Genomic DNA, 26,629 nt, shown 5'->3' with positions numbered 1-26,629 from the left:
TTCGTAAACGATATTTCCCTGTTTTTACATAAAAACAACGAAAATTCATTAGGAATGAAATGACGTTCGGCGCGTTACCGGGTATAGGCAATTCGTCTCTTCGTGAACAGTGACGGTTTCATCGCCGGGCTCCTGAATAATCAAATCGGCTTTTTTGCCCGCTGCTGCTTTTCACATTGGAAGATTGCCGGTGCGCGCCGTCTGCGTGGGGCGCACGTCAGAATCGAGATCGAACTGATATTGACGCCGACTTTTGTGGAAATCGATTGGGCTGGGGCTTGGAAGGGAGAGCGCCGCTATTGAACGACGGCTTGCGCGAGCAGAGGCTGCCAGCTGCATTCGTGATCGATGTCGGCGGATAGAAGTTTGTGCTGCGGTTGCAGGGCGGGGCGGCGGTCGTCACGCAGTTCCTCCCCGCTTGTACTTGATTTGAACCAGCCGAGCGGTCAATCTCGATCGCGATGATCGGCCTCGCCTAATTTCCAATATCCCTGTGAGCGTATTGCGCCGCGCGCAAATGCCTGGTCTTTCGTCAGATGGTCTCGGACGTCTCGCACCATCGACGATTCACCGGCCACCCAAACGCGGTGCTCGATCGGATCGAGCGCGAGTGAGCGCACGAACGCCGAGATCTGCCCGCTTGTGCCCGGCGCCTGACGCCCTGAATGGAGCCAATGCGCCGTTAAAGGTGCGCGGCACTTCAGCATCTGCTCCTCACGCGCGTCGTTGACCTCGATGATGACACGCACGCTGGACGATGCGGGCAGCCGAGGCAGGATCGACGCGGCAGCCGGCAATGCGGTGGCATCGGCAATCAGGGTGAAATGCATTGCGTGCGCATCGATTTCGTAACCGCCGCGCGGACCCGCTACTTCGATCGTCTCGCCGAGCCGCGCATTGACGGCCCATCTCGTCGCGGGGCCTTCGTCGCCGTGCAGCACGAGATCGATATCCATCCGGCCGGCAGAGGCATCGAAATCGCGGATCGTGTATGCGCGACCGATCTTGCCGTCGTGGTCGGTCGGCACGAACAGCTTCACCCATTGCGCGGGCAGATCGACTTCCATCATGCGCAACCCTTCGCCGATGACGGAGATGCGACGCATACACGGAGTGACGTCACGGATTTGCACGACCTCGACGGGTACGAGCGTGCGGTTTTTTGGCTTGAAAGACATGAAAGCGTTCATGGGAGGCTAATGAGATCGTAAGTTCAAGCGGTTTTTTTCGGCATGCGCGCGAGCCAGACGATCGCGAGCGCAGCGAGGAAGGCAAACGTCGAAAAATAGAAAAAATCGTTCAGCGACAACATATGGGCCTGCAAATCGAGTTGCCGGTTGATCACGCCCCACGCCTGATCCTCGCTGAAGCCGCCGCGTTTCAACGCCGCCACGTTTGCGGCCGTCTGATCGTCCAGAGCGTTGAGCGTGCGCACGAGGTAGGTTTGGTGAAAGCGCGCGCGCTGATCCCAGAAGGTTTGCGCGAGCGACGCGATGAGGCTGCCCGACATCATCCGGATCGCCGTTTGCAGCCCCGAGGCGGCTGCGATCTTCTCCGGCGGCACGCCGACGAGCGACAAGCTGACGAGCGGGGTCAAAAAGAAGCCGATTCCGATGCCTTGCGCCAAGCACAGCAGCGCAACCGTGCCTGCGTCGACGTCAGTCGTCATGGTCGAGCGCCACCAGGCCACGCCAGCCCATGCGATGAAGGCAAGGCTTGCGAAGAACCGCGCATCGACGCGCCTTACCCATTTGCCGAGAAACGGCGCAAGCAGGATCCCAAAGACGCCCATCGGCGCCGTGACCAGACCGGCCCAAGTCGAGCTGTAGCCGAGATTGGTTTGTAGCCACAGCGGCACGAGCACGAGTGCGGCGAAGTACAGTCCGAAGCCGGCTGCGACGGCGATCGTGCCGACGGCGAAGTTGCGGTGCTTGAACAGCCGCAGATCGATGATCGGATGCGGATCGCCAAGCTCCCAGATCACGAGGACCACGAGGCCCAGCACGGCTGCAACGGCCGTTGCGCAGATGAATGGCGACGCAAACCAGTCGAGCGTGCGGCCGCGATCCAATGTCACTTGCAGGCAGCCGATTCCAATCGCGATCAAGAGCAGGCCGATGATGTCGACCGGTAGTTTGATGGTTGGCGTGTCATGCCCGCGCAGCAACATCGTGATTGTCGCGATTACGAAGATGCCGACCGGCGCGTTGACGAGGAAGATCCACGGCCAACTGTATTCATCGGTGATCCAGCCGCCGAGCATCGGCCCGACCACGGGGCCGGCCATATTCGTCATCGCCCACATCGCGACGGCGAGCGCTTGCTTATCGCGCGGGAAGACTGCCACGAGCAAAGCCTGAGAAAGCGGCACGATCGGCCCCGATACCGCGCCTTGCAGCACGCGCGCGGCGAGCAGTGTCTCGAATGTCGGAGCAAGGCCGCAGAGCACCGAAGCGAGCGTGAATGCCGCGAGCGACGCCACGAACAGCTTCACTTGACCGAATCGCCGGCCGAGCCAGCCTGTCAGCGGAATGCAAACAGCGTTCGAGATCGCGAACGAAGTGATGATCCATTCGCCTTCGTCCGAACTTACGCCGACGTTGCCGGAAATCGTCGGCACCGATACGTTCGCGATCGTGATATCGACAACGGCCATGAACGAGGCGAGGCCGAGCGCGAGCGTAGCGAGAATCCGTGTCGAACCCGACAGCGGCGCAATGGGCTGCTTGGCGCCCGGCCCGGCCGCGGCCGATTGAGCGGCGGCCGACATCACTTCGCCCCCATGTTCGCGGCGATGATCTCGCGCACGCGCACTTCGGCTTGCGCCTGCTGCGCCGCGTAAATCGCTGCCGCGTCGTCGACTTGCGGGTGGCGCGCTGCGGCGGCCGCGGGGGCGCATTGATCGGCGATCACTTCTGCCTCGACCGACATGCCGATGCGCAACGGATGCGCGGCCAGATCCTTCGGATCGATCAAAACACGCACGGGCACGCGCTGTACGACCTTGATCCAGTTGCCGGTTGCGTTTTGCGCAGGCAGCAGCGCGAAGCTTGCTCCGGTGCCGGCCTCGATATCGGCGACGACGCCATGATATTTGACCGATTTGCCGTAGATGTCAGCCGTGATGGTCGCTTTCTGGCCTGGGCATAGGCCCTTGAGCTGTACTTCCTTGAAGTTCGCATCCACCCATAGATGGTTGAGCGGTACGACGGACATCAGCTTGTCGCCGGGCGCAATGCGTCTGCCCAACTGCACGGCACGCTGCGCGACCATGCCCGAGACAGGTGCGAGCACGACACTGCGAGCAAGGGCGAGTTCGGCGGCGCGCACGCGTTGCGCGGCGGATTGCACGGCGGGGTGCGATTCGATCGTCGAGCCGTCGATCTGCGCGCGCGCCTGCACGAGCTGTTGCTGAGCCGAGTCGAGCGTTGCTTGCGCGGCGCGCACGGCGACTTCGGCATGCCGCACGTCTTCGCCCGTCACCGCGCCGGCCGATGCGATCGCCCGCCTTGCGGCAAGGTCGGCTTGCGCTTTGTCGAGTTCAGCCCGGCGCAGTTTCACGTCCGCGTCGTAGCGCGCGTCAGCCGCGTACATGCCGCGCACCGCGCGCACTGCCTGTGCGAGCTGCGCTTCGGCGGCGCTCAGTTCGATGCGCGCATCGGCCGAATCAATCTCGACGAGTGGCGCGCCCGCCGTGACGCGATCGGTGTTGTCGGCGAGGATGCGCGTTACCGTACCGCTTACCTGCGGGGTGATTTGTACGACGCGGCCGCCGACATAGGCGTCGTCGGTCGTGCGCGCGGCGCCGTTCGACAGCGTATCCCATGCGAGCCATGCTCCGCCGGTGATCAGGACGGCCACGGCGATCACGGTCAGGCGTTTTTTCCGCTGGACGGTGCGCTGTTCAATTGCTTGGGCTTGGGTGGTATCACTCATGGTCGATCAATGTGGTCGTATGGTCGGAATGGGGGCGGGACGGGCTCCAGGTACCGCCGAGCGCGCGAATCAACGCAGTCTGCGCAACGGCGATGCGCGCATCCTGCTCGGCCGCGCGGCGCTCGGAGAGCAGCAGCGCCGTTTCGGTCGCGATGCGGTCGAGCTTGCTCGAGAGGCCTTGCCGTTCGCGTTCCTGTTGCAGTCCGACCACGCGCTGCCAATGCGCGAGCGCTTCGTCGGCGTCTAGCTTGCGCGCGTGCTCGGCGCGCAGCGTCACGATGCCGTCGGCCACTTGTGAAAGCGCTGTCGCGACGGTCTGGTTGTAAATGCTCACGGCCGCGTCGTACTGGGCCGTGCGGCGCTTCAAGTTGCTTTGCAGCAGGCCGCCTTCGAAGATCGGCAGCGTGATCGCCGGGCCGAAACCGAGGGCCGTGCTGCCCGGCCGCAATAGTTGGCCGACGTCGAGGCTCTTGAAGCCCGCGAATGCCATCAGGTCGATGTCGGGATAAAACGCGGCCTTCGCGACGCCGATTTCATGCATCGCGGCCTCGACGTTCGCGCGCGCGACGGCGAGATCCGGCCGGTAGCCGAGCAGCGTGGCCGGAATCGGCGAAAGCGGCGCGGGGTCGGCCAAGTTCGTGAGTGCTGGCCGGGCGAGCTGCTCGCCAAACGCCGGCCCTTCGCCCGAAAGCGCGGCAAGCTGATTGCGGCGCCGCGCGATTTCGCTGGTGAGCCGCTGAATTTCGCTGCGCGTCTCGGTGATGGCTTCGCGTGCCTGAACGGAGTCGATGTCGGTGGCGAGCCCCGATTTCGCGCGCAACTTCAGCAGATCGACTACGCCGTGGCGGCGCGATAGCGCGTTTGTCGCGATGTCTCGCACCTTATAGGCAGCATCGAGGCCGACATACGCTTCGACGATCGCCGTCTGCAACAGCAGGCGCGCATCGGCCTGCTCGGCTTGCGCGGCGCGCAGGCGCTCGTGGGCCGCGGCCTTCGCTTCGCGGCGTTTGCCCCAGAAGTCGAGCCGGTACTGTGCGTCGAGCGTCAGGCGGCCTTCGCTGCCGCCTCTGCCCGCGTATTGCGACGAATAGGTGTAGTGATCGGGAAAATGCTCGACGAGTGCGCCGCCGTTACCATTCAGCGAAGGCAGATCTCCCGATGACACGGCGCCAAGCTCGGCCTGCGCTTGTTCGACGCGTGCCACCGCGAGCGTCATGCTCGGCGCCGATTGCGTGGCGCGAGCGATCAACGAGTCGAGCTGCGGATCGCCGTAGGCTTTCCACCAGCCTGCGGCATCGACGGCCTGAGCCGCGCGCGCGGCGCGCGCCGCTTCGCCGATGTTCGCGCCCGCGTCCTTTTCACCGGGTGCAACGAGCGTCGTGCGTGGTGTCATGTCCGCGGCGCAGCCGGACAGCGACGCGACTGCCGCGCCGACGATCATGGCCGCCGCCCGGCGCGCCAGCGTGCGCTTGGGTTCCGGGCCCTCCCGAAGCGATACTTCGCCAACCATTGGTGACTCCGTTCTATTGAATTTCGATTTACGTTTCGGAGGTTAGCGACGGTGTTGATTTTCAGAAATGATCTACGCCGAAAACATACTTTTCAGTTATCGCAAGTTAAGTTCGTGCTACGGTTCTCTTCACGACAATTGGCGCGCCGCGCATTCGCCACGAGCGCGGCGTTCGCCCGTCCGGCCGGGCTGGGCGGTTCGATGAAACGATTTCGATCCTAAAAGGCATGCAACAACCACTTGATCTGAATCTGCTGATTGCCCTCGACGCACTCTTGACCGAGGGCAGCGTGACGGGCGCGGCCGAACGGATGAATCTCAGCGTGCCGACGATGAGCCGGACGCTGAACAAGATTCGCGAAATGATCGGCGACCCGATTTTTGTGCGCGCCGGCCGCGTGCTGGTGCCGACGCCGCGTGCGTTGGCGCTGCGCAAGGGCACGCGCGAAATCGTCCAGCAGGCGCGCGCGTTGCTGCAGGACGGCGAGGCGTTCGATCTGCGGCAATTGACGCGCACCTTCACGATTCGCGCCGACGACGGCTTCGTGAGCAGTTTCGGCCCGGTGCTGCTGATGCTGATGATGGAGGCAGCGCCGAACGTGCAACTGCGCTTCAAGGCGCAAGGGCAGCAAGACGTCGAATCGCTGCGCGAAGGCTTGATCGATCTCGATGTCGGCGTGATCGCCGATATTGGGCCTGAGATCGTCCGTCAGGCGTTGTTTCGCGACCGCTTCGTCGCGGCGTTCCGTGTCGGGCATCCGCTCGAGCAAGCCGAGACGATCACGCCGGAACTCTTTTGCCGCTATCAGCACGTGACGGTTTCGCGGCGCGGCCGCACGACGGGGCCCGTCGACGACATGCTCCATGTGCTGGGCTATTCGCGGCGCGTGACCGTCGTGACGCCGACGTTCGCGGAGGCGCTGGCGCTCGCGCGGGAGACCGATCTGGTCGCCTGCGTCGCGGAGCGGCTCACGCAAACCGCCCGGCACGGCATGCGCACGCGCGAACTGCCGGTGGCGACACCGCCGGTGCTGATCTCGCAGGCGTGGCATCCGCGCTTTGGTACGGATCCCGCCAACCGTGCATTGCGCGGCCTTCTCAAGCAGGCATGCGAGCTTCCGGCTTGATGCCTGCCGAAGTCGGGTTTGCCGCTGCGTTCCGTGTATTGATGCGCAGGTGCCGAAATAGGTGGTGCCGCAAGGCTTCCAGTCTTGCCGTGGGCTGGGCTGCTCCGCTTCGGTGCTCACGGCAAGTGCTTGTGCCTGCTCGTTTTGGCCGGACGGCGTAACCAGGCCGGCTTTTATCGCAGCGCGGCGCCGCAGGATGCTGCTTCGTGCGTGCCGGTTGCTTGGCGGAGCGGCGAGAGCGGCAGGCGGTGTGCCGTCGCTCACGGCATGCCGGATCGGCCGTTGCGCCCGTCGCCGAGCGTTGCTGACGGCAGCTCGCCGAACCGCTCGCGATAGACATTGGCAAAACGGCCGAGATGCGTGAATCCGCAATCGAGCGCGATTTCGGCGATCCGCCGGTTGGCCGGCGCTGTGTGCAGCAGCCATTCGCGAGCGTGATCGAGACGAACTTGGCGCAGATACTGCATCGGGCTCGTGCCGCAAAATTGCACGAAGCCGTCCCGCAACGTGCGTTCGGGGACGCCTGCCGCGCGTGCGATATCCGCGAGCTGCAATGGCTGCGCGAACTGGGCGTCGATGAATGCCTGTGCGCGCTTAACGAAGCCGGGCGCCGCGCCGGCACGCCGCGCCGGCACGGCGCAGGGCGGATGGCCGTCGATCAGCAGGTCGATCAGCAGTTGTTCGAGTCGCGTAGCCACGCGCGGGTTTGCGCGCGCGCATGCGAGCAGCTGCGGCGAGCGCGCGACGAGCGCGAGCTGTTGCATCCACGCGCTCAGCGACGAGCCGCCGACGCCGATGACCGGCTCGAGCGCCGCTGCCGCGTCGCCGACGTGCGCGGCAAGCGCGGCGGCGTCGATGCGCAGCACGAACTGCTCGCAATCAACCGATAGCTGCGCGGCAAACGGTTCGCCGGGCGCGCATAACACGCCGGTGCGGGTGTCGACGTCAAATGTGCGGCCCATCGCGCGTACTCGGGCGCGGCCCGTGAGGCAAAACATCAGCAAGTGATAGCCGTCGACTGCATCGACGCGCACTTGCATCGCATCGCCGAACGCGATCGCGCCGATTCCAAGCCCGCCGAGCCGCACGAAGTCCATATGGGCGGGTCCGGTCGCAGCGCCGCCCGGCAGCAGCGCGTGCGGCTGCATCACGCGCGAGATGTGCTCACGCGTTTCGTCGAGATCGCGCGATTCGAACAGCCTGTGCTCGCGCAGCGCGAGCGGCTCGAATGGGATGGGGGACATGGCCGGTTGCCTCGCATGACGCGCCGGCATCTCGAACGTCGTTCGTCGGCCGGACGGCAAATCTAATGCGCATCGTACCTTGAAAAGCCGCCGAAAGTGGATACTGCATTGCCGCAATCGCGCATTGCGCGCATTTTTCGGATAGACGCCGGATTCTGGCTTTTCGAAAATGGTTTCCATCAGGCGGCTTGTCGATCGCCTTGACAGGAGACAACGATGGAATTGACCGAATCGCCGGTATCGCTGGTCGATCGCGCCGATACGTCCGACGTGCGGTTTCCACACGACGACGGCTCGCGCGTGCCGTACAAAGTGTTCAGCTCGCAGGCCGTGTACGAGCGCGAGCAGGAGCGGATCTTTCGCGGGCCGACGTGGAGCTTCGTCGCGCTCGAAGCGGAAATTCCATGCGTGGGCGACTTCAAGAGCACGTTCGTCGGCGATACGCCCGTCGTCGTCACGCGCGGCGACGACGGCGCGCTCGCCGCATGGGTGAACCGCTGCGCGCACCGTGGCGCGCAGATTTGCCGCCGCGCGCGCGGCAACGCAAGCTCGCACACATGCGTCTATCACCAGTGGAGTTTCGACAATCAAGGCAATCTGCTCGGCGTGCCGTTCCGGCGCGGGCAGGAGGGCATGGCGGGGATGCCGGCCGATTTCGATCCGAAGCGCCACGAGCTGCGCAAGCTGCGCGTCGACAGCTACCGCGGGCTCGTGTTCGCCACTTTCAGCGACGATGTCGCGCCGCTGCCGGACTACCTCGGCGCGCAGATGCGGCCGTGGATCGACCGGATCTTTCACAAGCCGATCGAGTATCTCGGCTGCACGCGGCAATACTCGAAATCGAACTGGAAACTGTACTTCGAGAACGTGAAGGACCCGTACCACGCGAGCATGCTGCATTTGTTTCATACGACGTTCAACATCTTTCGGGTTGGGATGAAGGCGCGCTCGATTCCCGACGCGGCGCACGGCTTGCACAGCATCATCACGATGACGAAGACGCGCGACGACGAGGACACCGTGAGCGCATATAAGCAGCAGCACATTCGTTCGTTTGACGAAGGATTTTCGCTCGAGGACGATTCGATTCTCGCGCTGGTCTCCGAATACGAAGAGGACACGACCAATCACATTCAGCCGATCTTTCCACAGCTCGTGATCCAGCAGATCCACAACACGCTGGTCGCACGGCAACTCTTGCCGAAGGGGCCGAAGAACTTCGAGCTGATCTTCCATTTCTTCGGCTATGCGGACGATACTCCCGAGCTGCGCGCGTTTCGGATCAAGCAGGCAAATCTCGTCGGGCCGGCAGGCTATATCTCGATGGAGGACACCGAGGCGACCGAACTGGTTCAGCGCGGCACGGTGCGCGATGCGCAAGCGGCATCGGTGATCGAGATGTCGCGCGGCAATCCGGATCAGCAGGACACGGCGATCACCGAGAGCCTGATCCGCAAGTTCTGGGTTGGCTACCAAAAGCTGATGGGCTATTGAGCGGGAGACGAACATGGCGGATATCACCGACGACATTCGGCTGTGGCTCGAACTGCGGATGCTGCAGGAGCGTTATGTCGCCGTTCTCGACAACGATCAGCTCGAGCGCTGGCCGGAGTTTTTCACCGACGATTGCCTGTACGAAATCGTTTCGAAGGAAAATGCGGACCTGGGATTGCCGATCGGCATCGTTCATTGCACGAACCGGCGGATGCTGCGCGATCGCGTCGTGTCGCTGCGCCACGCAAATATCTACGATGCGCACACGTACCGGCACATGACGTCGGGGCTCACGATCGTCGGCGAGCGCGACGGCGAAATCGACACGCAGAGCAGCTATGTCGTCGTGCAGACGCGCAGCGACGGCGAATCGACCGTCTATCAGGCGGGCAAGTATTGCGACACGGTCGTGCGCACGGCCGCCGGGCTGCGCTACAAGAGGAAGCGCGTGATTTACGACACGTCTCGCGTGCAGACGCTGCTCGCGACGCCGATCTGATCCGACTAGGAGTTCGAAGCATGAGCAATGAAACCGTCACCGCATGGCAGCCGCTTGGCGCACTCGACGAATTCATCGAAGACGAGCCGGCGATGCGTGTCGTCGGCAACAAGCCGGTGGCCGTGTTCCGGATTGGCGACGACGTGTTCGCGTTGCACGATCTATGCACGCATGGGCATGCGCGGTTGTCCGAAGGTTTTGTCGAGGACGGCTGCGTCGAATGTCCGTTGCATCAGGGGCGTTTCGATATTCGAACGGGTGCGCCGCAGTGCCCGCCGGTGACGGCGCCCGTGCGCGCGTATCCGATTCGTATCGTCGACGGCCGGGTGGAGATCCATGTCGACGGCTGATCCTTACTTGATCGCGGGCGGCGGCCATGCGGCGCGGCGCGCGGCCGAAACGCTGCGCGAGTGCGATCCAGCCGCGCGGATCGTGCTGATCGGTGCGGAACCCGAATTACCTTATGACCGGCCCGTGCTGTCGAAGGACGCGCTGCTCGGCGATGACGGTGAGCGGCGTGCGTTCATGCGCGATGCCGCGTGGTATCGCGAGCGGCGCATCGAGTTGCGGCTCGGCGTGCGTGTCGATGCGATCGAGCGCGCTGCGCAGCGCGTATGGCTGAGCGATGGCGCGAGCGTCGGATATACGCGCCTGCTGATCGCGACCGGCTCGCGCGTGCGGCATTTCGCGGGGCCGCTCGATCCGGATGCGCAGGTTTATTACATGCGCACTGTCGCCGATGCACGCGCATTGCGCGCAGCGCTTCAGCCCGGCAAACGGGTTGCCGTGCTGGGCGGCGGTTTCATCGGGTTGGAGGTCGCTGCCTCCGCGGTGCGGCTTGGCTGCCGCGTGACGCTCATCGAACCCGCGCAACGTTTGCTGAAGCGCGGTATGCCGGAGGCGGTCAGTGCGTTTGCGCTCGCGTTGCATACGCGGCATGGCATCGACGTGCGGCTTTGTACGTTGCCCGAACGGATCCGGCGCGGCGCGAACGGCGCGAGCGTCGTCGATACGAGCATGGGTGCGATCGACGCGGACGTCGTCGTCGCCGGCATTGGCGTCACGCCGAATGTCGAGCTGGCGCGGCAGGCCGGGCTTGCGGTCGATGATGGCGTGTGCGTGGACGCACAGTGCCGCACCGCCGATCCGGCGATCTTCGCCGCCGGTGAGGTCACGCGGCATTTCAATCCGCTCGTCGGCAGGACGGTGCGGATCGAATCGTGGCAGGTCGCGGAAAACCAGCCGGCGGTTGCCGCGGCGAACATGCTCGGTGGCGCGCATACCTATGCGCAATGGCCGTGGCTATGGTCCGATCAGTATGACTGCAACTTGCAGACAATCGGTCTTTTCGACAGCGGGCAAACGTTGGTCGCGCGCGGCGCGCCGCACGAGCACGCGTTTTGCGTGTTTGCGCTGAACCCGGATGGCCGGCTGCGGGCGGCGGCTGCGGTGAATGCGGGAAGTGAAATTGCCGTGTGTCGCCGGTTGATGACTGCGGACGTCAGGCTCACCGCCGTGCAACTTACGGACCGGTCGGTCGCGCTGCGTTCGCTCCTGCCGCGCTGAGCCCCGTCAAGCCGGGTCGCACGCGCCAGGGTATTTGCCGGCGCAGACGCGCCAGCGCCGGAGCTGCGCGCCGGATTGCTTGCACGATCGCGCCCGAGCGGTAAGAATCGTGCATCGACGGTAATCCGATATCCGATAACATCCGATAAACAGGCTCGCGAGCCGGGAGTTTTTGATGGCCTACGATCAATCGAACATTTTTGCGAAAATCCTGCGCGGCGAAGTGCCGTGTATCCGATTGTGCGAAACGGATACGACGCTGGCATTCATGGATATCATGCCGCAATCGAAGGGCCATGCGCTTGTCCTGCCGAAGGAGCCGGTGGAAACGTTCTACGAACTGTCCGAAACCGGCGCGGCTGAATGCATGAAGGCGGTGAAGCGCGTCGCGCTCGCGCTGCGCAAGACGCTCGAACCGCAGGGGCTTTTCATTGGACAGTTCAATGGTGCGGCGGCGGGGCAGACTGTGCCGCACGTGCATTTTCACGTGATTCCGCGCTGGGCCGACGAGCCGCTCAAGATGCATGCGCGCGAGATGGCCGATGCGGCGGAACTCGAAGCGCTCGCCGCAAAGATCCGCAGTGCGCTATAACGCACACCGCACACCGCACACCGCACACCGCACACGGTGTCGCGCGCTGGATTAAAGCTGATCGTCGATCGGCAGCAGCCGGCATAGTCCAGCGAGCAGGTTGCGATAGAAGCCTGCGTTCGGATCGATGCTGTAGGTGTGAACGCGACCATCGTCGATGCTCGTCCATACCAGCGGCCATGCGCTTGCGGCGGTTTGCGCAGTGCCCGGCGTATCGGGCGCGAGCGTCACGCGATAGCTGACGGCGGGGTTCGTCGCCGCGTCGAACAGATCGGCGACCTGGCCCGCGAGCGGCGGGCTGTGGATCACGAGCGCGAGTTCCGTATTCAGACGCGCGGAGCGCGGATCCAGGTTCATCGAACCGATCACGAGCACCTTCCGGTCGATCACGTAAGCCTTCGCATGCAGGCTCGCACGGGAACGTGAGCCGAGCATGCGGATGCGCGGGTGTGCCTGGTCCGGCTTGTATTCGTATAGCTCGACGCCGCGCCGCAGCATCGGCACGCGGTACGGCGCATAGCCGGCTTGCACCGCGACTGCGTCGGTGGCGGCGAGCGAGTTCGTCAGGATAGCCACGCGCACGCCGCGCGCGCTCAGCCGCCCGAGCGCGTCGACACCCGCGTCGCGCGGGACGAAGTACGGCGACAGCACGAGAAATTCACGTTGCGCGCCGCGTGTCAGTTCGGCGAGCCGTTGCATCGGCGGGCTCTTGTAATTGTCGTTGGGGGCGGCGATCTTGTCCGGCGAATCGGCCGCGAATTCCGCGTTCGCCCATACGAGCCCGAGTTCGTCGCGCGTGATCTGCTCGGACAGCGGGGTCGCGTTCAGCGGCTTCGCGTTGTATGGCGCCGCGTTGTCGCGCCAGTGCGCGCGCAGCACGTCGCGCGTGGCGTCGAGGTCTTTCGCGTCGTAGTGCCGCCGGTTCAGCACCGGCAGCGGATACGTGAGCGCGCTCGCCCAATATGCATCGAAGCTCGCTGACACGTCGCGCGTGATGGGGCCCGCCGCGAGCACGTCGAGATCGCGGAATTGCAGGCTCGGGCTTGCATTGAAATATTCGTCGCCGAGATTGCGCCCGCCGACGATCGCGATCTGGTTGTCCGCGATCATCGCCTTGTTGTGCATCCGGCGCGTGAAGGTATCGATGCGGGTGAAAAGATTCGCCGTGCGCGCGAGCATGCCGCGGCGCACTGCGCCAAACGGATTGAACACGCGAATTTCGAGATTCTGGTGTGCATCGAGCGCGGCCATCAGCTGGTCGGTGTCCTTGAAGTTCAGGCTATCGATCAGCATCCGCACGCGCACGCCGCGGTCGGCCGCATAGAGCGCGGCGCCGAGCAGGAGCTTGCCCGTGGTGTCTTCGGCGGCGATGTAGTACTGGATGTCAAGTGTTTTCGTCGCGGCGCGCGCAATTGCGATGCGCATTTGCAGGGCTTCATCGCCGCGCGGTAGCACGACGAAGCCCGATTTTCCCGGATGCGCGCGCTCGGGCGTGGCGAGCGCGTCGGCCAGCGGCGTTGACGTGCCGGGCGGCAGCGCGTGCGAAACGGTGCGCTCGAGCGCGGTGGCGGGCGGATGGGTTGCGCACCCGGCGAGCCCAAGCCCGAACACGGCGCTGATGGCGATCGCGCGGGCGAGCGTGGCGGTGGCGCGAAGCCGCCAATACCGCGGCGCGCCGAGGGGGCGCGGGGGGGACGGCGCGTTGTGGATTCCTTCTGGCATCGGGTGGGCGTTCGTCGAGTCGATGGTACGTGCGGCAGGCCGCAATGCCGCGTGGATGATCGATTGTAAATGGTAATGCGTGCCTGAACCGGCGCTAGCTGGCGCGATGCACGGCGGCCTCACGCCAAATGCCGGTGTGAGGCGGCCTTTGCCGCTTTGCCGAATGCATCACGGATTCGACGGATGTGGATCTGGCTCAAGCGCGTCCTCGGGATGCGCAGCCCGGCTGCTGCGTTCGGCGCGGGCTGGCGATGCCGAACGCCACAAAAGGGCTGCCGCCGGCGCTAAAGCGGTTTCGGCGAAGTGGGCCAGCCGGTGTACCATCGGGCAACATCCGTTTTCATGGTGGCGGTGCTGGCAATGAACGATTCAGCTTTCGTATTACCCGTCAAGATCCGGCTGCTGTCGGCGGCGCACGCGCCCGACTATCGCACGATCCGTCTCGCCGCGCTGCGGGATGTCCCCGACGCGTTCGGCTCGTCCTATGACGTCGAAGCCGCGCACCCGCTCGCCGCATTCGCTCAGCAGCTCGAAGCAATGACCGTGTTCGGTGCATACATCGACGGCCGGATTGTCGGCATGACCGGCATCAAGCAGATGGAAGGCGCAAAGATGCGCCACAAAGGCTTGCTGTGGGGCATGTACGTTGCGCCTGCCGCGCGCCGGGGCGGCGTGGGCGCCGCCCTGCTCGACGCAGCGCTTGCGGCCGCGAATGCGATGGACGGCATCGAGCAGGTCACGCTGGCCGTAATCGACGGCAACGATGCGGCGCGCGCGTTCTACGAACGGTGCGGCTTCGTCGTCTATGGCGTCGAGCCCCGTGCGCTGAAGGGCGCAAACGGCTACTCGGACGAGCGGTTGATGGTGAAATTCCTGACGGCGCCGTAGAGCGCGTGACGGCTGGAACCGGATGATCGGATGGCGATGCTGGAAGACAAGGAACGGGAGCTCAGGAGCAGCAAGCGGCGCGCGTTCGCGCTGCTGTCGGCCGCCGCCGGGGTGTTCGTCGCGACTTTGTTCGTGCCGCGCGGCTTGTGGGTCGACGGGATCAAATCGGTGGCCGAGGCGTCGATGGTCGGCGCGCTTGCCGACTGGTTTGCGGTCGTCGCGCTGTTCCGGCGCGTGCCGATTCCGCTCGTGTCGCGGCACACGGAAATCATTCCGAAAAACAAGGAAAAGATCGCCGACAATCTCGCCGAATTCGTTCGCGACAAGTTTCTCGATCCGGCCTCGCTCGTCTCGCTGATCAAGCGGCACGATCCGGCCGCGAGGCTCGCGCAGTGGCTCGCGGCGCCGCACAATGCCGGCGTGCTCGGCGGCTATGCGGTGCGGCTCGTCGGCTTTGGGCTTGACATGACCGACGACGCACGCATCCAGCGGTTCGTGAAGGATGCGTTTCATGCGGTGTTCGACGGTGTCGACTTGTCGCAATCGGCGGGCGCGATTCTTGATACGCTGACGAAAGATGGCCGCCACCAGGTCCTGCTCGACGACGGCATCGAACAGGTAGTCGCGCTGCTGCGTGATCCGGACAATCGCACGACGATCGCGACATACATCGTCGATTGGCTGCGCTACGAGTTTCCGAAAATGGAGCGGCTGCTGCCGATGAATTGGCTCGGCGAGAAGGGCGCGGCGCTGATCTCGAACGTCGTGACACGCGTGCTCACGCAAGTGGGCGAGGACCGTGAGCACCGGCTGCGGCGCAGCTTCGACGAGGCGGCCGCGCGGCTTGTCGCGCGGTTGAAGCATGACCCCGCGTTCATCGAGAAGGGCGAGGAAATCAAGCGTTATTTGCGCGACGGTGATGCGTTCGGCCGCTACGTAAAGGATTTGTGGGACCAGTTGCGGGCGTGGCTGAAGGCCGATCTCGCGAGTGACGATTCCGTGTTGCTCGACCGCGCGACGGCGCTTGGCGGCTGGCTTGGCGAGCGCCTTGCGCAGAGTCCGCAATTGCGCGAATCGATGAACGAGCACGTCGAGCGTGCGGCAAGCGAGATGGCCCCGGAATTTGCCGCATTCCTGACGCGGCATATCCGCGACACCGTAAAGAATTGGGATGCGCGCGAAATGTCCCGGCAGATCGAGCTGAACATCGGCAAGGATCTGCAGTACATCCGCATCAACGGCACACTGGTCGGCGGATTGATCGGGCTTGGGCTGTATGTGGTGTCGTGCGTCGTGCGGTGGGCGGGGGCATTGCCTTATTGAGCGGGGGCGGCCGGCAGGCGGCCGTCGCGAAACCACGCAGCGTTGCTGCGCCAAAAAATCGGCACTCCGATCGAAATGGAAGGCCGTCTTCTCGACGGCGCCCGCGCGGCATGCTGTAATCGCGCGATCCGCCAATGCGGCTGACTATTCATTTTTGCAGCGAAGGTGCTTCCATGTCCCCCGTTTCGGCATTCAAGCTTGTTTTGTTGTCCTTTCTTGCGATCGTCGCGCTCGAGTTGATCGCCAAGCGGCTCAAGTTGCCGCCTGCCGCCGCGTTGCTCGTCGGCGGCGCGGGTATTGCGTTTTTGCCGGGGCTGCCGCCGATCAACCTTGATCCCGAACTCGTGCTGATCGTGTTTCTGCCGCCGCTCTTGATGGACGGCGCGTATTTTTCGGTCTGGGAGGAGTTCAAGCGCAACGTCGGCGGCATCATGATGCTGGCGATCGGCGCGGTGGTGTTCACGACGCTCGCCGTCGGCGTGGCCGTGCATCTTGCCGTGCCGGCGTTGCCGTGGGCGGCATGCTTCGCGCTCGGCGCGATCGTCTCGCCGCCGGATGCGGTCGCGGCGAAGGCGGTGCTCGAACGTGTCGCGTTGCCGCGCCGGCTGATGGTGCTGCTCGAAGGCGAGAGCTTGTTGAACGATGCGGCGGGGCTGGTGCTGTTTCGCTTTGCGGTTGCCGCCGCGCTGACCGGCGCGTTCAGCTTCGAACATGCGCTCGTCAGCTTCGTCGAGCTTGGTGTGGGCGGAGTCGTGGTGGGTTTTATCGTCGGTTGGCTGATCGTGCGCTTCATCGCATTGCTCGACGACGATTATCTCGTGATCACGACCGCCGTGCTCGCCGCATGGATCAGCTATATCGCTGGTGAAATGTGCGAGGTATCCGGCGTGATCGCGACCGTGACGACGGGAATGATGCTCGGCTGGCATCAGCACGAGATTTTTTCTGCTTCGGTGCGAAATCGCGGTACGGCGTTCTGGCAGGTGATCGTATTCCTGCTCGAAGCGCTCGTGTTCGTGCTGATCGGGCTGTCGCTGCGTAGCGTGATCATGCGGCTGGGCGGGCTTGGCGAGGTCTTCGCAACGATGGCGCCTGCCGTGCTCGCGGTGTTGGCGGCCGTGATCGTATCGCGCTTCGTGTGGGTTTTCGCGGTCGAATGCCTGAAGGGGCCCGCCGTGCGCATGGTGCGGCGTGGCCCGCGTACCGACTGGAAAGCGGCGTTCGTGACGAGCTGGGCAGGCATGCGAGGCGTCGTGACGCTGGCGATCGCGTTGTCGTTGCCCGACGAAATGCCGGGCCGGGATTTGATCCTCGTCGCTGCGTTCGCGGTGATTCTCGTTACCGTGCTGTTGCAGGGCACGACGATCGGGCCGCTGATTAAGCTTCTGAAGCTGCACGATACGGGCCCCGAGCGCCATCATCTGACCGAGCCGCAGGTGTGGGCGCGCATTGAGGCCGCACAGCTCGAAGCGATCCAGTCGCACGTGCGCGATGCCGACGGAAACGTGATCCACCCTCGGCTGCTCGAACAATACACGTATCGCGCGAATCTAAGCGAGCGCCTCAAGAACGAGCCCGCGTTTCCGGTCGAAGCACGCCATGCGCACTACGACATCGTGCTGACGGCGATTGCGGCCGGTCGCGCCGAGTTGCTGCGACTGCATCGGGGCGGACATATTCACGACGAGGTGCTGCACGTGTTGGAACGCGATCTCGATTTGCAGGAAATTGCCGCTTATCATGCAAAAGACTGATGACGCGCGCGGGTTTCATACTCGCCGCCATTGCTGTTCGCCGTTTGCGTCAAAGCGGCTTTGCTGCCGATCTTCTACAATCGAACCGCAGCAGCTTTGCCGGCGGCGAGCTGGCCGCCTGCGCCGGCAATCGTTACGGTATCCGATCGATCGTCGTGAATCACGCGCATGTTATTGCGTGTTGCTGCGCCGTCGTGGTTGTGGCTTGTGAGTGTGTCAGTCGAAGCAAACGGGTCGCGCGCGTCGTAGGCCGGCGTGCGCGTCATTCAGCGCCGTGCCGTCCGTAGGCCGGATGCATGGCATCAACCGAGAATCCCGATGAAAGCATCCGATCTGTTCGTGAAGGCGCTGGAGGCCGAAGGCGTTCAGTATGTGTTCGGCATCCCCGGCGAGGAAAACCTCGACTTGCTCGAATCGCTGCGGCGCTCCCGCATCAAGCTGATCCTGACTCGCCACGAGCAGGCGGCGGGCTTCATGGCCGCCACCTATGGACGGCTCACCGGCAAGACGGGCGTTTGCCTGTCGACTCTCGGCCCGGGCGCGACGAACTTCGTGACGGCTGCGGCCTACGCGCAGTTGGGTGGCATGCCGATGCTGATGATTACCGGGCAAAAGCCGATCAAGTCGAGTAAGCAGGGGCATTTCCAGATCGTCGACGTGGTCGGGATGATGCAGCCGCTCACGAAATTCACGCGGCAGATCGTGTCGATCGGCAATATTCCGTCAGCGGTGCGCGAGGCGTTCCGGCGCGCGGAGGAGGAGCGCCCGGGCGCCACGCACCTCGAATTGCCCGAGGATATCGCCCACGAGGAGGGGGACGGCCAGCCGATTCCCGCGAGCTACAGCCGCCGTCCGATTGCCGAGTGCAAGGCGGTAGCATGTGCGGTCGACGCGATTCGGGCGGCGCGTCATCCGCTTCTGATGATCGGCGCGGGCGGCAACCGCAAGACGACTTGCAAGACACTGCTCGAATTCGTCGATACCACGGGCATCCCGTTTTTCACGACGCAGATGGGCAAGGGCGTGATCGACGAGGCGCATCCGCTGTGGCTCGGTAATGCTTCACTGTCCGATGGGGATTTCGTGCATCGAGCGATCGAGCATGCCGATTGCATCATCAACGTCGGCCATGACGTAATCGAGAAACCGCCGTTCTTCATGCACGAGGACGACAAGACCGTGATCCACGTGAATTTTCTCGGCGCGCAGGTCGACCCCGTGTATTTTCCGCAGATCGAAGTGGTCGGCGACATTGCGAACGCGGTGTGGCAGATGAAGGAGGCGCTGACGCCGCAGCCGCACTGGGACTTCGCGCGCTTCGTGATGATCAAGGAACATTTCGAAGCGCACCTGAAGAAAGGGCGGGACGATCCGCGCTTTCCGCTTTATCCGGTGCGTATCGTCCATGATCTGTACTGCGCGTTGCCCACCGACGGTATCGTCTGTCTCGATAATGGCATGTACAAGATCTGGTTTGCCCGCTACTGGCGCGCGCACGAACCGAATTCGCTGCTGCTCGACAATGCGCTCGCGTCGATGGGCGCTGGCTTGCCGTCGGCGATCGCGACAAAGATCGTGCACCCGCAGTGCAAGGTGATCGCGGTATGCGGCGACGGCGGCTTCATGATGAATTCGCAGGAGATCGAGACGGCGGTGCGCTTGAAGCTCGACCTCGTCGTGATGATCCTGCGCGACGACGCATTCGGGATGATTCGCTGGAAGCAGGAAAACATGAATTTTCCGGATTTCGCGATGACGCTGTCGAATCCGGATTTCGTCGCGTATGCGCAAAGCTATGGCGCGCACGGCCACCGGGTCGAATCGGCCGACGCGCTCGAGCCGTTGTTGCGTGAATGCTTCGCGGCGCAAGGCGTGCATGTGATCGACGTGCCGATCGACTACTCGGACAACGAGCGCGTGCTGAACCGCGAAATCAAGCGGCTGTCGGCTCAACTGTGATGGCCCGCATCGCGGGCCGGAACTTGCATTGATTACCGGAAAGGAGTCATTCGTCATGCTGAAGGAAACCTATCCGTACTACCTCGCGAACGAGCCGGTTTATGCGAACGCGGATCTCGCCGTCACCGACAAATACAGCGGCCAGGTTGCGACGCGCGTGGCGCTTGCCGATGCCACGGCGATCGACGCGGCGATCGCGGCGGCCGTCGATGCGCAAAAGCCGCTGCGTGAGCTGCCCGCGTACAAGCGGCAGGCGATTCTCGAACATTGCGTCGCGCGATTTCGCGAACGTTTCGACGAACTCGCCGAAGCGCTCTGCATCGAAGCGGGCAAGCCGATCAACGATTCGAAGGGCGAAGTCACGCGCCTGATCGATACTTTTCGCGTTGCGGCGGAAGAATCGGTGCGCATCGACGGCGGGATGATCAATCTCGAAATTTCGCCGCGCGCGCAGGGCTATAGCGGTTACTACAAGCGTATGCCGATCGGCCCCTGCTCGTTCATCTCGCCGTTCAACTTTCCTTTGAACCTCGCCGCGCATAAGGTCGCTCCGGCATTGGCTGCCGGTTGTCCGTTCGTGCTAAAACCGGCAAGCCGCACGCCCGTCGGTGCGCTCATCATCGGCGAGATTCTTGCGGAAACGGATTTGCCAAAAGGCGCGTTCTCGGTGCTGCCCGCGCATCGCGACGGCGCCGACCTGTTGACGACCGACGAGCGCTTCAAGCTGCTGTCGTTTACCGGTTCGCCTGCCGTCGGCTGGGAGCTCAAGCGTAAGGCGGGCAAGAAGAAGGTTGTCCTCGAACTGGGTGGCAATGCGGCCGCGATCGTCGACGCCGATCAGCATGCGCGACTCGGCTACGTCGTCGAGCGGCTCGCGTTCGGTGCGTACTACCAATCCGGGCAGAGCTGTATTGGCGTGCAGCGGATTCTCGCGCATGCCGATGTGTACGATGCGCTGCGCGATAGGCTGATCGAAAAAACCCGCTCGCTGAAGATGGGCGATCCTAAGGATCCGGCGACTTTTGTCGGTCCGATGATCTCCGAATCCGAGGCACGGCGTCTTGCCGGCTGGATGGACGCGGCTGTCGCGGCAGGGGCGACGATTGTCGCGGGCGGCAAGGTCGACGGTGCAATGTTCGAGGCGACTCTGCTCGAGCACGTCGGGCTCGAGCAGGATCTGTATCGCAAGGAGGCGTTTGGCCCGGTGGCGCTGCTCGAGCCGTTCTCCAACTTCGACGATGCGCTCGCGCGCGTGAACGACAGCGATTTCGGCTTGCAGGCGGGGGTGTTTACCGATTCGCTCGCGCATGTGCAGCAGGCGTGGGATGAACTGGAGGTGGGGGGTGTCGTGATTAACGACGTGCCGTCGTTCCGCGTGGACAACATGCCGTATGGCGGCGTCAAGGATTCGGGGCTCGGCCGCGAGGGGATAAGGTACGCGATCGAAGACATGACCGAGTTGCGCCTGATGGTCGTGCGCGAGCGTTGAACGGGTTGCAACGCAGCGCATGCGCCGCACCGCTTCGCGCGCCGCTTCTTTTCAATATTTTAAGATAATTACTTTTTGGGTGATAAAACAGAAGGATGCGCAAACGCTTGTCCTGCATAATGGTCGTGTCGACAATGTCGGCGGAAACGTTTTTTTGAGATAAATGGCCAGTGCGTTGTGCCGCGCACCATGAGCCGGGAGTGCCGGAATTCGGCAAAAGCGGGTTTGAACGGAGTCAGCCGATGCGTGCTTGGGTGTGTGGTTGCGACACGATTCGGCCACCTAACGGGAATGAAATTTTTCCTGCCGGCGAATAAGAGCAGCAAATTGACTCAATTTCATTTAACATCGGCATTTATATTCTAATTGGAAATAATTAGGACCTGCTTATAGCCCACCCGAATTGGCCGACGGACGAGCGGGCAGGCAACGAAGGCGATGATTGCGTAGTGTAAAGATATGATGAACAAAGCGGATGGGGATAACGCGCCGGATGCTCCGGAATCGGAGATTTCCGTGCTGCTGGTTGACGACCAGCCGTTCGTCGGCGAGGTGATACGCCGCCTGCTCGTTCCGGAGCGCGATATCGTGCTGCATACCTGCACCGATGCGCAGTGCGCGCTGTCGGTGGCAAAGGACGTGAAGCCGACCGTGATCCTGCAGGATCTGGTGATGCCCGACATCGACGGTCTCGATCTCGTGCGCGCTTGGCGCAGCGAGGCGCAGACTGCGCGGGTGCCGATCATCGTGCTGTCCGCGAAGGAGGAGCCCGACGTCAAGCGGGCTGCATTCATGGCGGGCGCGAACGACTATCTCGTCAAGCTGCCCGACACGATCGAGCTGATCGCGCGAATCCGCTATCACTCGAATTCGTACCTGATGTTGCGCCAGCGCGACGAAGTGCTCGACTTTCTGTCGCACGACATGCGCACGCCGCAAACGTCGATCCTCGCGCTCCTCGATGTCTACCGCAACGGGCACGGCGAGATGCCGCCCATTCTCGAGCGGATCGAGGCGCATGCGCGGCGCGCGCTTGCGCTTGCGGACGGCTTTATTCATTTGACGCGCGCGCAGTCCGAGAAGCGTCCGAGTGATCTCGTCAGCCTGAACGAGGTCGTGCTCGACGCCGTGGACCAGATGTGGGAAAGAGCGACCTGCATCGGCAGCCGCGTGAGCGCCGATGTGCCGCCCGCCGAATGCCTGTGCATCGGCGACCGGATGATGTTGACGCGCGCGGTCGCGAACCTGGTCGACAATGCATTGAAATATGGTCCGGCGCACTCCGAGGTGCGCTGCACGCTCGTCGACGACGGCGACGGCTGGCTGATCGGCGTCGAGGACGAGGGCGCAGGCATCGCGCCGGAGCAGCGCGCGGCCGCGATGGAGTCGTTCGTGCGGCTCGTGCCGACGGGGGGCGCGCAGCGCGGCGGCTTCGGGCTCGGGCTCGCGTTCGTGCGCGCGACGGCCGCGAAGCATCGCGGCCAGTTGCTGATGCGCTATACGACGCGTGGATTCCTGGCCGGGCTGCGGGTCCCGAAGGAAACCGGCGCGGTTTGAGCCGCCGGCAGCCGAATGCCCGGATGTATCCGGCGCGATGCCACGCGCCGGGAGGATCAAGTTACACTCGCGGTGCTTATTTCCAAACGCTTTTCCGCCAGCCGGATCGAACGATATGTCTACCGTGACGCCTCGCGCCAGCCATGAGCAGTCCACACCTTCCGCCGGCAGCCGCCGGCTCACGCTGGGCAACCGGATCCTGCTCAGTTTCAGCGTGTTGTTCGTACTGATGTTGATGACCGCCGCGCTGTCCTATCAGCGGCTGAATACGATCAATGAAGAAGCCGTCAGTATCGAGCGCGATTCTCTCCCGGGCGTGTATCTCGCGTCGTCATTGCGCGCGGCGGCGAACGAATCGTATATCGCGATGCAGCGCGCGGTGTTCGTCGATACGGACCCCGATGCGATCAAGCGCGATCTCGCGGTGATTCCCGGCTCCCTGCAGGAATTCGAGAAGTTGTCGGCCGAATATCAGGCGTCCATTTTTCGCGGCGACGACCAGAATCGCTTCAACGCGTTCCGCACCGCTTATGACCAATATTTGCCGCTCCTGAACGACACGTTGCAAAAGGCGCATGGCGCAAGGGGCGAAGCAGTTGCTGCGTATATGAAGATGACGCCTGCGTGGACGGAGATGATTCGTCTGGCAAACATTCTCGTCAGGGAAAACCGACGCTTTGCCGACCAGTCGGCCGTTGCAATCCGCAACTCGGCGCAAGGCACCGAAGTCACGCTCGCGATTGCGCTTGGCGTCGTGCTCGTGAGCGCGCTCGTGCTCGGTTACTTGCTGTATCGGGCGGTCACCGTGCCGATGGCGCGGCTCATCGAAGTGCATGACGTGATGCGCACCGGCGATCTGACTCAGCGGCTCGATCTGGGCCGCGGTGATGAATTCGGCACGCTCGAGAACGGCTTCAACCGGATGGCCGATGAATTGACCGCGCTCGTCGCACAAGCACAGAAATCGTCGTTTCAGGTGACGACTTCGGTTGCCGAAATCGCGGCGACGTCGCGCGAACAACAGGCGACCGCGAACGAAACGGCGGCGACCACGACCGAGATCGGCGCGACGTCGCGCGAGATTTTCGCCACCTCGCGTGATCTGCTGCATACGATGAACGAAGTGTCGGCGGTGGCCGAGCAGTCGGCCACGCTCGCGGGCGTTGGACAGAACGGGCTCACGCGCATGGGCGAGACGATGCGCAGCGTGATGGACGCGGCGGGCTCGGTGAACGCGAAGCTCGCGATTCTCAACGACAAGGCGGTCAACATCAACCAGGTGGTTGCGACGATCACGAAGGTTGCCGATCAGACCAATCTGCTGTCGCTGAACGCGGCAATCGAAGCGGAGAAAGCGGGCGAGTATGGCCGCGGCTTCGCGGTCGTCGCGACCGAGATTCGCCGGCTGGCCGACCAGACGGCCGTCGCGACATACGACATCGAGCAGACGGTGAAGGAAATCCAGTCGGCCGTCTCGGCGGGCGTGATGGGGATGGATAAATTCTCCGAGGAGGTGCGGCGCGGCATGCGCGACGTGCAGCAGGTGGGCGCCCAACTTTCGCAGATCATTGCCGAAGTACAGGCGCTCGCGCCGCGCTTTCAGATGGTCAACGAAGGGATGCAGACGCAGGCCAACGGCGCTGAGCAGATCACGCAGGCGCTGTCGCAGCTCTCCGAGGCTGCGCAGCAGACGGCTGAGTCGTTGCGGCAGTCGTCGCAGGCGATCGACGATCTCACGCTGGTCGCGAACCAGTTGCGCACCGGCGTGTCCCGCTTCAAGGTGGATGCGCCGTGACTTTCGACGCATCCAACGGAGCCGACATGTTGTTCCTGGTATTTCACCTCGACGACGAGCGTTACGCGCTCGATGCGACGCAGATCGCCGAAGTGCTGCCGCTCGCGGGCATGAAGGCGATTCCCGGCGCGCCGGCGTGGGCGGCCGGCATCCTGATGCATCGCGGCGAGCCGGTGCCGGTGATCGACGTGACGCGGCTCGCGCTTGGCCGCGCGTCGCAGCGGTTGCGCTCGACGCGGCTTGCGATCGTGCACTACCGGCCGAGCAGCGATGGCGGCCCTGCGTTCGGCAAACCGTATGAGCGGCGGCTTGGGCTCGTCGTCGAGCGTGCGACGCAGACGGCGCGCATCGCGCGCGACGCGTTCCGCGACAGCGCAATCGTAACGTCGCACGCGCGCTGGCTCGGGCCGATCGCGAGCGATGCCGATGGGCTCGTTCAGTGGGTTGCAGTTTCGCAGATTCTCGAAGGCGAGGCGCGCACGCTGCTGTTCGATTATGCCGAGTCGCTCGCGCCGAGCGCGCATGGATTGACGCAGAGTCTGCCATGAACGTATTCGATGCGCGTTTTCATGCGTGGCTGTCGCGCGAAACCGGGATCGATCCGGCATCGCTCGGCACCGATTTCGTCGAGCGCGCGCTCGTCGAACGCATCCGAGCGATGCAACCTGATGCGCACGATCGCCAGTGCGTGCAGCAAGACCGTTTGCAGCCGGTGACGGACGAAGCGGTCGACGCATATTGGCAGTTGCTGAATGCATCGGTGGACGAGCGGCGCGCGCTGGTCGAACTGTTCGTCGTGCCGGAGACCTGGTTCTTTCGCGAGCCCGAAGCGTTCGCGTTGCTCGCTCGCTTCAGTTGCGAGCGGCTGTTCGCGGAGCCGGGCCGCATGCTGAAAATCCTGAGCGCGCCATGCTCGACGGGTGAGGAACCGTATTCGGCGGCGATGGCGCTGCTCGATGCCGGTATCGACCCGGCGCGCTTCGAAATCGACGCGTTCGACATCAGCCAGCGTGCGATCGAATACGCGCAGCGGGCGCAGTACAGCCGCAATTCGTTTCGCGGTCATGCGCTTGCGTTTCGCGACCGCCATTTCAAGAGCGCGGCCGGCGGTTGGGCGCTCGACGAGCGGGTGCGCGCGTGCGTGCAGTTCCGGCGCGTGAATCTGCTCGATCTTCCCGGTTACGCCAGTGGGCCGTATGACTTTATTTTTTGCCGCAACGTGCTGATTTATTTCGATCGGGCGGCGCAGGACCGTGTCGTGCGCATCGTCGATGGTCGGCTCGCGCCTGGTGGCGTTCTGTTTGTCGGGCCAGCCGAAACGGGCGTGGTGATGCGGCAAGGGATGATGGCGTCGGCCCAGGTTCCGCTCGCGTTCGCGTTTTACAAGTCGGCCGCCGCAGATGCGCGGGCGGACGGCGCCCGGCAAGCGGGCGCCGCGGCAAATGCCGGCTCGGGCGCGGCGCCTTGGGGCAGGCCGGGCGCGGCCGCCTGCGAGCAGCGGGCAGGGGCCGGGCGGCTGTCACGCAAGACTGGCGGCTGCGGTTTCGACACCGCATTGCATGCGCCGGATGCCTCCGGCGCGGGCGCGGCAGGCGCCGCGTTGCGGCCCGTGTTCGAATCGCTCGAACGTACGCCCGATATCGCGTGGCCAGAATCGGATAACCTTGCCCGCGGCGGGCTGGAGCCCGCTCCAACGGCGGCGTTCGATGCCGCGTGGCCCGCGCCGGCATCCGCGAATGCAAATGCGTCGCGCGCGGTTCCACCGCCTCAGGCACCGGATGCGCTCGCCGCTCCGATAGCCGCACACGTATCCGATGCCGCGCACGGCGCCGGCGCTGCGGCATCGTTTGACGCGTCGCTCGATGCCGCACGGCGCCTTGCCGACGCGGGCGAGTTCGACGCCGCGCGGCAGGCCGTGCAGGCGTCGCTCGATGCCGCCGGGCCGAGCGCCGATGCGTTCTATTTGCTCGGCCTGATCGCCGATGCGCAGGGGCATGGCGATAAAGCCGTCGACGATTACCGCAAGGCGCTGTACCTCGATCCGTCGCATTACGAAGCATTGACGCATCTGGCGACACTGCTCGACATTGGCGGCGATCACGCCGGCGCGCAATGGCTGATGCAGCGTGCGCGGCGCGCGGCGAAGCGGCGGCGCCCGTCGGGCAGTTGACGAA

22 protein-coding genes are annotated in these 26,629 nt (G+C 63.9%); 16 read left to right on the top strand and 6 right to left on the bottom strand.

The features are described from left to right. Nucleotides 1-102 precede the first annotated feature (102 nt). Complete coding sequence (locus WS68_RS05115) at nucleotides 103-303, top strand: hypothetical protein (protein WP_059569762.1); 201 nt, start codon at nucleotides 103-105, stop codon at nucleotides 301-303. A 143-nt stretch (nucleotides 304-446) separates the two neighbouring features. Here WS68_RS05115 and WS68_RS05110 read toward each other — a convergent pair whose 3' ends face one another. The 4 genes from WS68_RS05110 to WS68_RS05095 are packed head-to-tail and all read right to left on the bottom strand — an operon-like array spanning nucleotide 447 to nucleotide 5,446. After that, nucleotides 447-1,178, bottom strand: coding sequence for a siderophore-interacting protein (locus WS68_RS05110; protein ID WP_059569829.1), 732 nt, complete (start codon nucleotides 1,176-1,178; stop codon nucleotides 447-449). 35 nt (nucleotides 1,179-1,213) lie between these two features. Continuing rightward, on the bottom strand, nucleotides 1,214-2,770 hold the full coding sequence (locus tag WS68_RS05105) for a DHA2 family efflux MFS transporter permease subunit (RefSeq protein WP_059569761.1): 1,557 nt from the start codon (nucleotides 2,768-2,770) through the stop codon (nucleotides 1,214-1,216). Continuing rightward, complete coding sequence (locus tag WS68_RS05100; RefSeq protein ID WP_082709806.1) at nucleotides 2,770-3,936, bottom strand: HlyD family secretion protein; 1,167 nt, start codon at nucleotides 3,934-3,936, stop codon at nucleotides 2,770-2,772. The genes WS68_RS05105 and WS68_RS05100 overlap by 1 nt, the downstream gene beginning before the upstream one ends. Next, nucleotides 3,929-5,446, bottom strand: coding sequence for an efflux transporter outer membrane subunit (locus WS68_RS05095; RefSeq protein WP_059569760.1), 1,518 nt, complete (start codon nucleotides 5,444-5,446; stop codon nucleotides 3,929-3,931). Before WS68_RS05095 ends, WS68_RS05100 begins: the two co-directional genes overlap by 8 nt. Nucleotides 5,447-5,673: 227 nt before the next feature. On the opposite strand from WS68_RS05095, the gene WS68_RS05090 reads away from it, so the two are divergent. Continuing rightward, on the top strand, nucleotides 5,674-6,573 hold the full coding sequence (locus tag WS68_RS05090; RefSeq protein ID WP_059569759.1) for a LysR family transcriptional regulator: 900 nt from the start codon (nucleotides 5,674-5,676) through the stop codon (nucleotides 6,571-6,573). Nucleotides 6,574-6,833: 260 nt separating this feature from the next. Here WS68_RS05090 and andR read toward each other — a convergent pair whose 3' ends face one another. Continuing rightward, nucleotides 6,834-7,817, bottom strand: a complete 984-nt coding sequence (gene andR / locus WS68_RS05085; protein ID WP_082709814.1) for an anthranilate 1,2-dioxygenase regulatory protein AndR — start codon at nucleotides 7,815-7,817, stop codon at nucleotides 6,834-6,836. Between the two features lie 216 nt (nucleotides 7,818-8,033). Here andR and andAc point away from each other — a divergent pair, with 216 nt between their 5' ends. The 5 genes from andAc (at nucleotide 8,034) to WS68_RS05060 (ending at nucleotide 11,968) form a co-directional block, all read left to right on the top strand. Continuing rightward, nucleotides 8,034-9,311: an anthranilate 1,2-dioxygenase large subunit AndAc gene (andAc, locus tag WS68_RS05080; RefSeq protein ID WP_059569758.1), complete on the top strand. Its 1,278-nt coding sequence runs from the start codon at nucleotides 8,034-8,036 to the stop codon at nucleotides 9,309-9,311. Nucleotides 9,312-9,324: 13 nt separating this feature from the next. Further along, nucleotides 9,325-9,810, top strand: a complete 486-nt coding sequence (gene andAd / locus WS68_RS05075) for an anthranilate 1,2-dioxygenase small subunit AndAd (protein WP_059569757.1) — start codon at nucleotides 9,325-9,327, stop codon at nucleotides 9,808-9,810. A gap of 20 nt (nucleotides 9,811-9,830) precedes the next feature. Then, nucleotides 9,831-10,160 (top strand): anthranilate 1,2-dioxygenase ferredoxin subunit AndAb, encoded by a 330-nt coding sequence (andAb, locus tag WS68_RS05070; RefSeq protein ID WP_059569756.1) that lies wholly within the window; start codon nucleotides 9,831-9,833, stop codon nucleotides 10,158-10,160. Next, a complete protein-coding gene (gene andAa, locus WS68_RS05065) occupies nucleotides 10,147-11,376 on the top strand; it encodes an anthranilate 1,2-dioxygenase system ferredoxin--NAD(+) reductase (protein ID WP_059569755.1) in 1,230 nt (409 codons plus the stop codon). The genes andAb and andAa overlap by 14 nt, the downstream gene beginning before the upstream one ends. 175 nt (nucleotides 11,377-11,551) lie before the next feature. Beyond that, on the top strand, nucleotides 11,552-11,968 hold the full coding sequence (locus tag WS68_RS05060; protein WP_059569754.1) for an HIT family protein: 417 nt from the start codon (nucleotides 11,552-11,554) through the stop codon (nucleotides 11,966-11,968). Between the two features lie 51 nt (nucleotides 11,969-12,019). Here the strand turns inward: WS68_RS05060 and WS68_RS05055 are convergent, their stop codons facing one another. Continuing rightward, on the bottom strand, nucleotides 12,020-13,690 hold the full coding sequence (locus tag WS68_RS05055; protein ID WP_059569753.1) for a phospholipase D family protein: 1,671 nt from the start codon (nucleotides 13,688-13,690) through the stop codon (nucleotides 12,020-12,022). 360 nt (nucleotides 13,691-14,050) lie between these two features. Here WS68_RS05055 and WS68_RS05050 point away from each other — a divergent pair, with 360 nt between their 5' ends. The 9 genes from WS68_RS05050 to WS68_RS05005 all read left to right on the top strand — a co-directional run bounded on the left by WS68_RS05050 (nucleotide 14,051) and on the right by WS68_RS05005 (nucleotide 26,625). After that, entirely contained in the window at nucleotides 14,051-14,578 is a 528-nt protein-coding gene (locus WS68_RS05050; protein ID WP_059569826.1) for a GNAT family N-acetyltransferase, read from the top strand. A 36-nt stretch (nucleotides 14,579-14,614) separates the two neighbouring features. Next, nucleotides 14,615-15,901, top strand: a complete 1,287-nt coding sequence (locus WS68_RS05045; protein WP_059569825.1) for a DUF445 domain-containing protein — start codon at nucleotides 14,615-14,617, stop codon at nucleotides 15,899-15,901. Between the two features lie 173 nt (nucleotides 15,902-16,074). Then, nucleotides 16,075-17,655, top strand: coding sequence for a Na+/H+ antiporter (locus WS68_RS05040; protein ID WP_059569752.1), 1,581 nt, complete (start codon nucleotides 16,075-16,077; stop codon nucleotides 17,653-17,655). Between the two features lie 318 nt (nucleotides 17,656-17,973). Next, a complete protein-coding gene (locus tag WS68_RS05030) occupies nucleotides 17,974-19,614 on the top strand; it encodes an acetolactate synthase large subunit (RefSeq protein WP_059569750.1) in 1,641 nt (546 codons plus the stop codon). Between the two features lie 55 nt (nucleotides 19,615-19,669). Beyond that, entirely contained in the window at nucleotides 19,670-21,103 is a 1,434-nt protein-coding gene (locus tag WS68_RS05025; RefSeq protein WP_059569749.1) for an aldehyde dehydrogenase family protein, read from the top strand. Between the two features lie 459 nt (nucleotides 21,104-21,562). Then, nucleotides 21,563-22,660 (top strand): hybrid sensor histidine kinase/response regulator, encoded by a 1,098-nt coding sequence (locus tag WS68_RS05020; RefSeq protein ID WP_059569748.1) that lies wholly within the window; start codon nucleotides 21,563-21,565, stop codon nucleotides 22,658-22,660. A gap of 115 nt (nucleotides 22,661-22,775) precedes the next feature. Beyond that, nucleotides 22,776-24,455: a methyl-accepting chemotaxis protein gene (locus WS68_RS05015; RefSeq protein WP_059569747.1), complete on the top strand. Its 1,680-nt coding sequence runs from the start codon at nucleotides 22,776-22,778 to the stop codon at nucleotides 24,453-24,455. A 26-nt stretch (nucleotides 24,456-24,481) separates the two neighbouring features. Then, nucleotides 24,482-25,003 (top strand): chemotaxis protein CheW, encoded by a 522-nt coding sequence (locus WS68_RS05010; protein ID WP_059569746.1) that lies wholly within the window; start codon nucleotides 24,482-24,484, stop codon nucleotides 25,001-25,003. Further along, the gene (locus tag WS68_RS05005; RefSeq protein ID WP_156429342.1) at nucleotides 25,000-26,625 is read left to right on the top strand and encodes a CheR family methyltransferase; all 1,626 of its coding nucleotides are present in this window, start codon (nucleotides 25,000-25,002) and stop codon (nucleotides 26,623-26,625) included. Before WS68_RS05010 ends, WS68_RS05005 begins: the two co-directional genes overlap by 4 nt. The last annotated feature ends 4 nt before the right edge of the window (nucleotides 26,626-26,629 follow it).

The sequence above is a fragment of the Burkholderia sp. TSV86 genome (assembly GCF_001522865.1).
Taxonomy (GTDB): domain Bacteria; phylum Pseudomonadota; class Gammaproteobacteria; order Burkholderiales; family Burkholderiaceae; genus Burkholderia.
This window is presented reverse-complemented; position numbering and strand designations above follow the sequence as displayed.

What these genes read in the sequence shown, in the direction of transcription:
- WS68_RS05060 (WP_059569754.1), top strand. Translation starts at nt 11,552, where the DNA reads ATGGCCTACGATCAATCGAACATTTTTGCGAAAATCCTGCGCGGCGAA.
- WS68_RS05020 (WP_059569748.1), top strand. Translation starts at nt 21,563, where the DNA reads ATGATGAACAAAGCGGATGGGGATAACGCGCCGGATGCTCCGGAATCG.
- WS68_RS05025 (WP_059569749.1), top strand. Translation starts at nt 19,670, where the DNA reads ATGCTGAAGGAAACCTATCCGTACTACCTCGCGAACGAGCCGGTTTAT.
- WS68_RS05100 (WP_082709806.1), bottom strand. Translation starts at nt 3,936, where the DNA reads ATGAGTGATACCACCCAAGCCCAAGCAATTGAACAGCGCACCGTCCAG.
- andAb (WP_059569756.1), top strand. Translation starts at nt 9,831, where the DNA reads ATGAGCAATGAAACCGTCACCGCATGGCAGCCGCTTGGCGCACTCGAC.
- andAa (WP_059569755.1), top strand. Translation starts at nt 10,147, where the DNA reads ATGTCGACGGCTGATCCTTACTTGATCGCGGGCGGCGGCCATGCGGCG.
- andAc (WP_059569758.1), top strand. Translation starts at nt 8,034, where the DNA reads ATGGAATTGACCGAATCGCCGGTATCGCTGGTCGATCGCGCCGATACG.
- WS68_RS05005 (WP_156429342.1), top strand. Translation starts at nt 25,000, where the DNA reads ATGAACGTATTCGATGCGCGTTTTCATGCGTGGCTGTCGCGCGAAACC.
- WS68_RS05030 (WP_059569750.1), top strand. Translation starts at nt 17,974, where the DNA reads ATGAAAGCATCCGATCTGTTCGTGAAGGCGCTGGAGGCCGAAGGCGTT.
- WS68_RS05095 (WP_059569760.1), bottom strand. Translation starts at nt 5,446, where the DNA reads ATGGTTGGCGAAGTATCGCTTCGGGAGGGCCCGGAACCCAAGCGCACG.
- WS68_RS05040 (WP_059569752.1), top strand. Translation starts at nt 16,075, where the DNA reads ATGTCCCCCGTTTCGGCATTCAAGCTTGTTTTGTTGTCCTTTCTTGCG.
- WS68_RS05110 (WP_059569829.1), bottom strand. Translation starts at nt 1,178, where the DNA reads ATGTCTTTCAAGCCAAAAAACCGCACGCTCGTACCCGTCGAGGTCGTG.
- WS68_RS05055 (WP_059569753.1), bottom strand. Translation starts at nt 13,690, where the DNA reads ATGCCAGAAGGAATCCACAACGCGCCGTCCCCCCCGCGCCCCCTCGGC.
- WS68_RS05050 (WP_059569826.1), top strand. Translation starts at nt 14,051, where the DNA reads ATGAACGATTCAGCTTTCGTATTACCCGTCAAGATCCGGCTGCTGTCG.
- WS68_RS05105 (WP_059569761.1), bottom strand. Translation starts at nt 2,770, where the DNA reads ATGTCGGCCGCCGCTCAATCGGCCGCGGCCGGGCCGGGCGCCAAGCAG.
- WS68_RS05045 (WP_059569825.1), top strand. Translation starts at nt 14,615, where the DNA reads ATGCTGGAAGACAAGGAACGGGAGCTCAGGAGCAGCAAGCGGCGCGCG.
- WS68_RS05015 (WP_059569747.1), top strand. Translation starts at nt 22,776, where the DNA reads ATGTCTACCGTGACGCCTCGCGCCAGCCATGAGCAGTCCACACCTTCC.
- andR (WP_082709814.1), bottom strand. Translation starts at nt 7,817, where the DNA reads ATGTCCCCCATCCCATTCGAGCCGCTCGCGCTGCGCGAGCACAGGCTG.
- WS68_RS05010 (WP_059569746.1), top strand. Translation starts at nt 24,482, where the DNA reads ATGTTGTTCCTGGTATTTCACCTCGACGACGAGCGTTACGCGCTCGAT.
- andAd (WP_059569757.1), top strand. Translation starts at nt 9,325, where the DNA reads ATGGCGGATATCACCGACGACATTCGGCTGTGGCTCGAACTGCGGATG.
- WS68_RS05090 (WP_059569759.1), top strand. Translation starts at nt 5,674, where the DNA reads ATGCAACAACCACTTGATCTGAATCTGCTGATTGCCCTCGACGCACTC.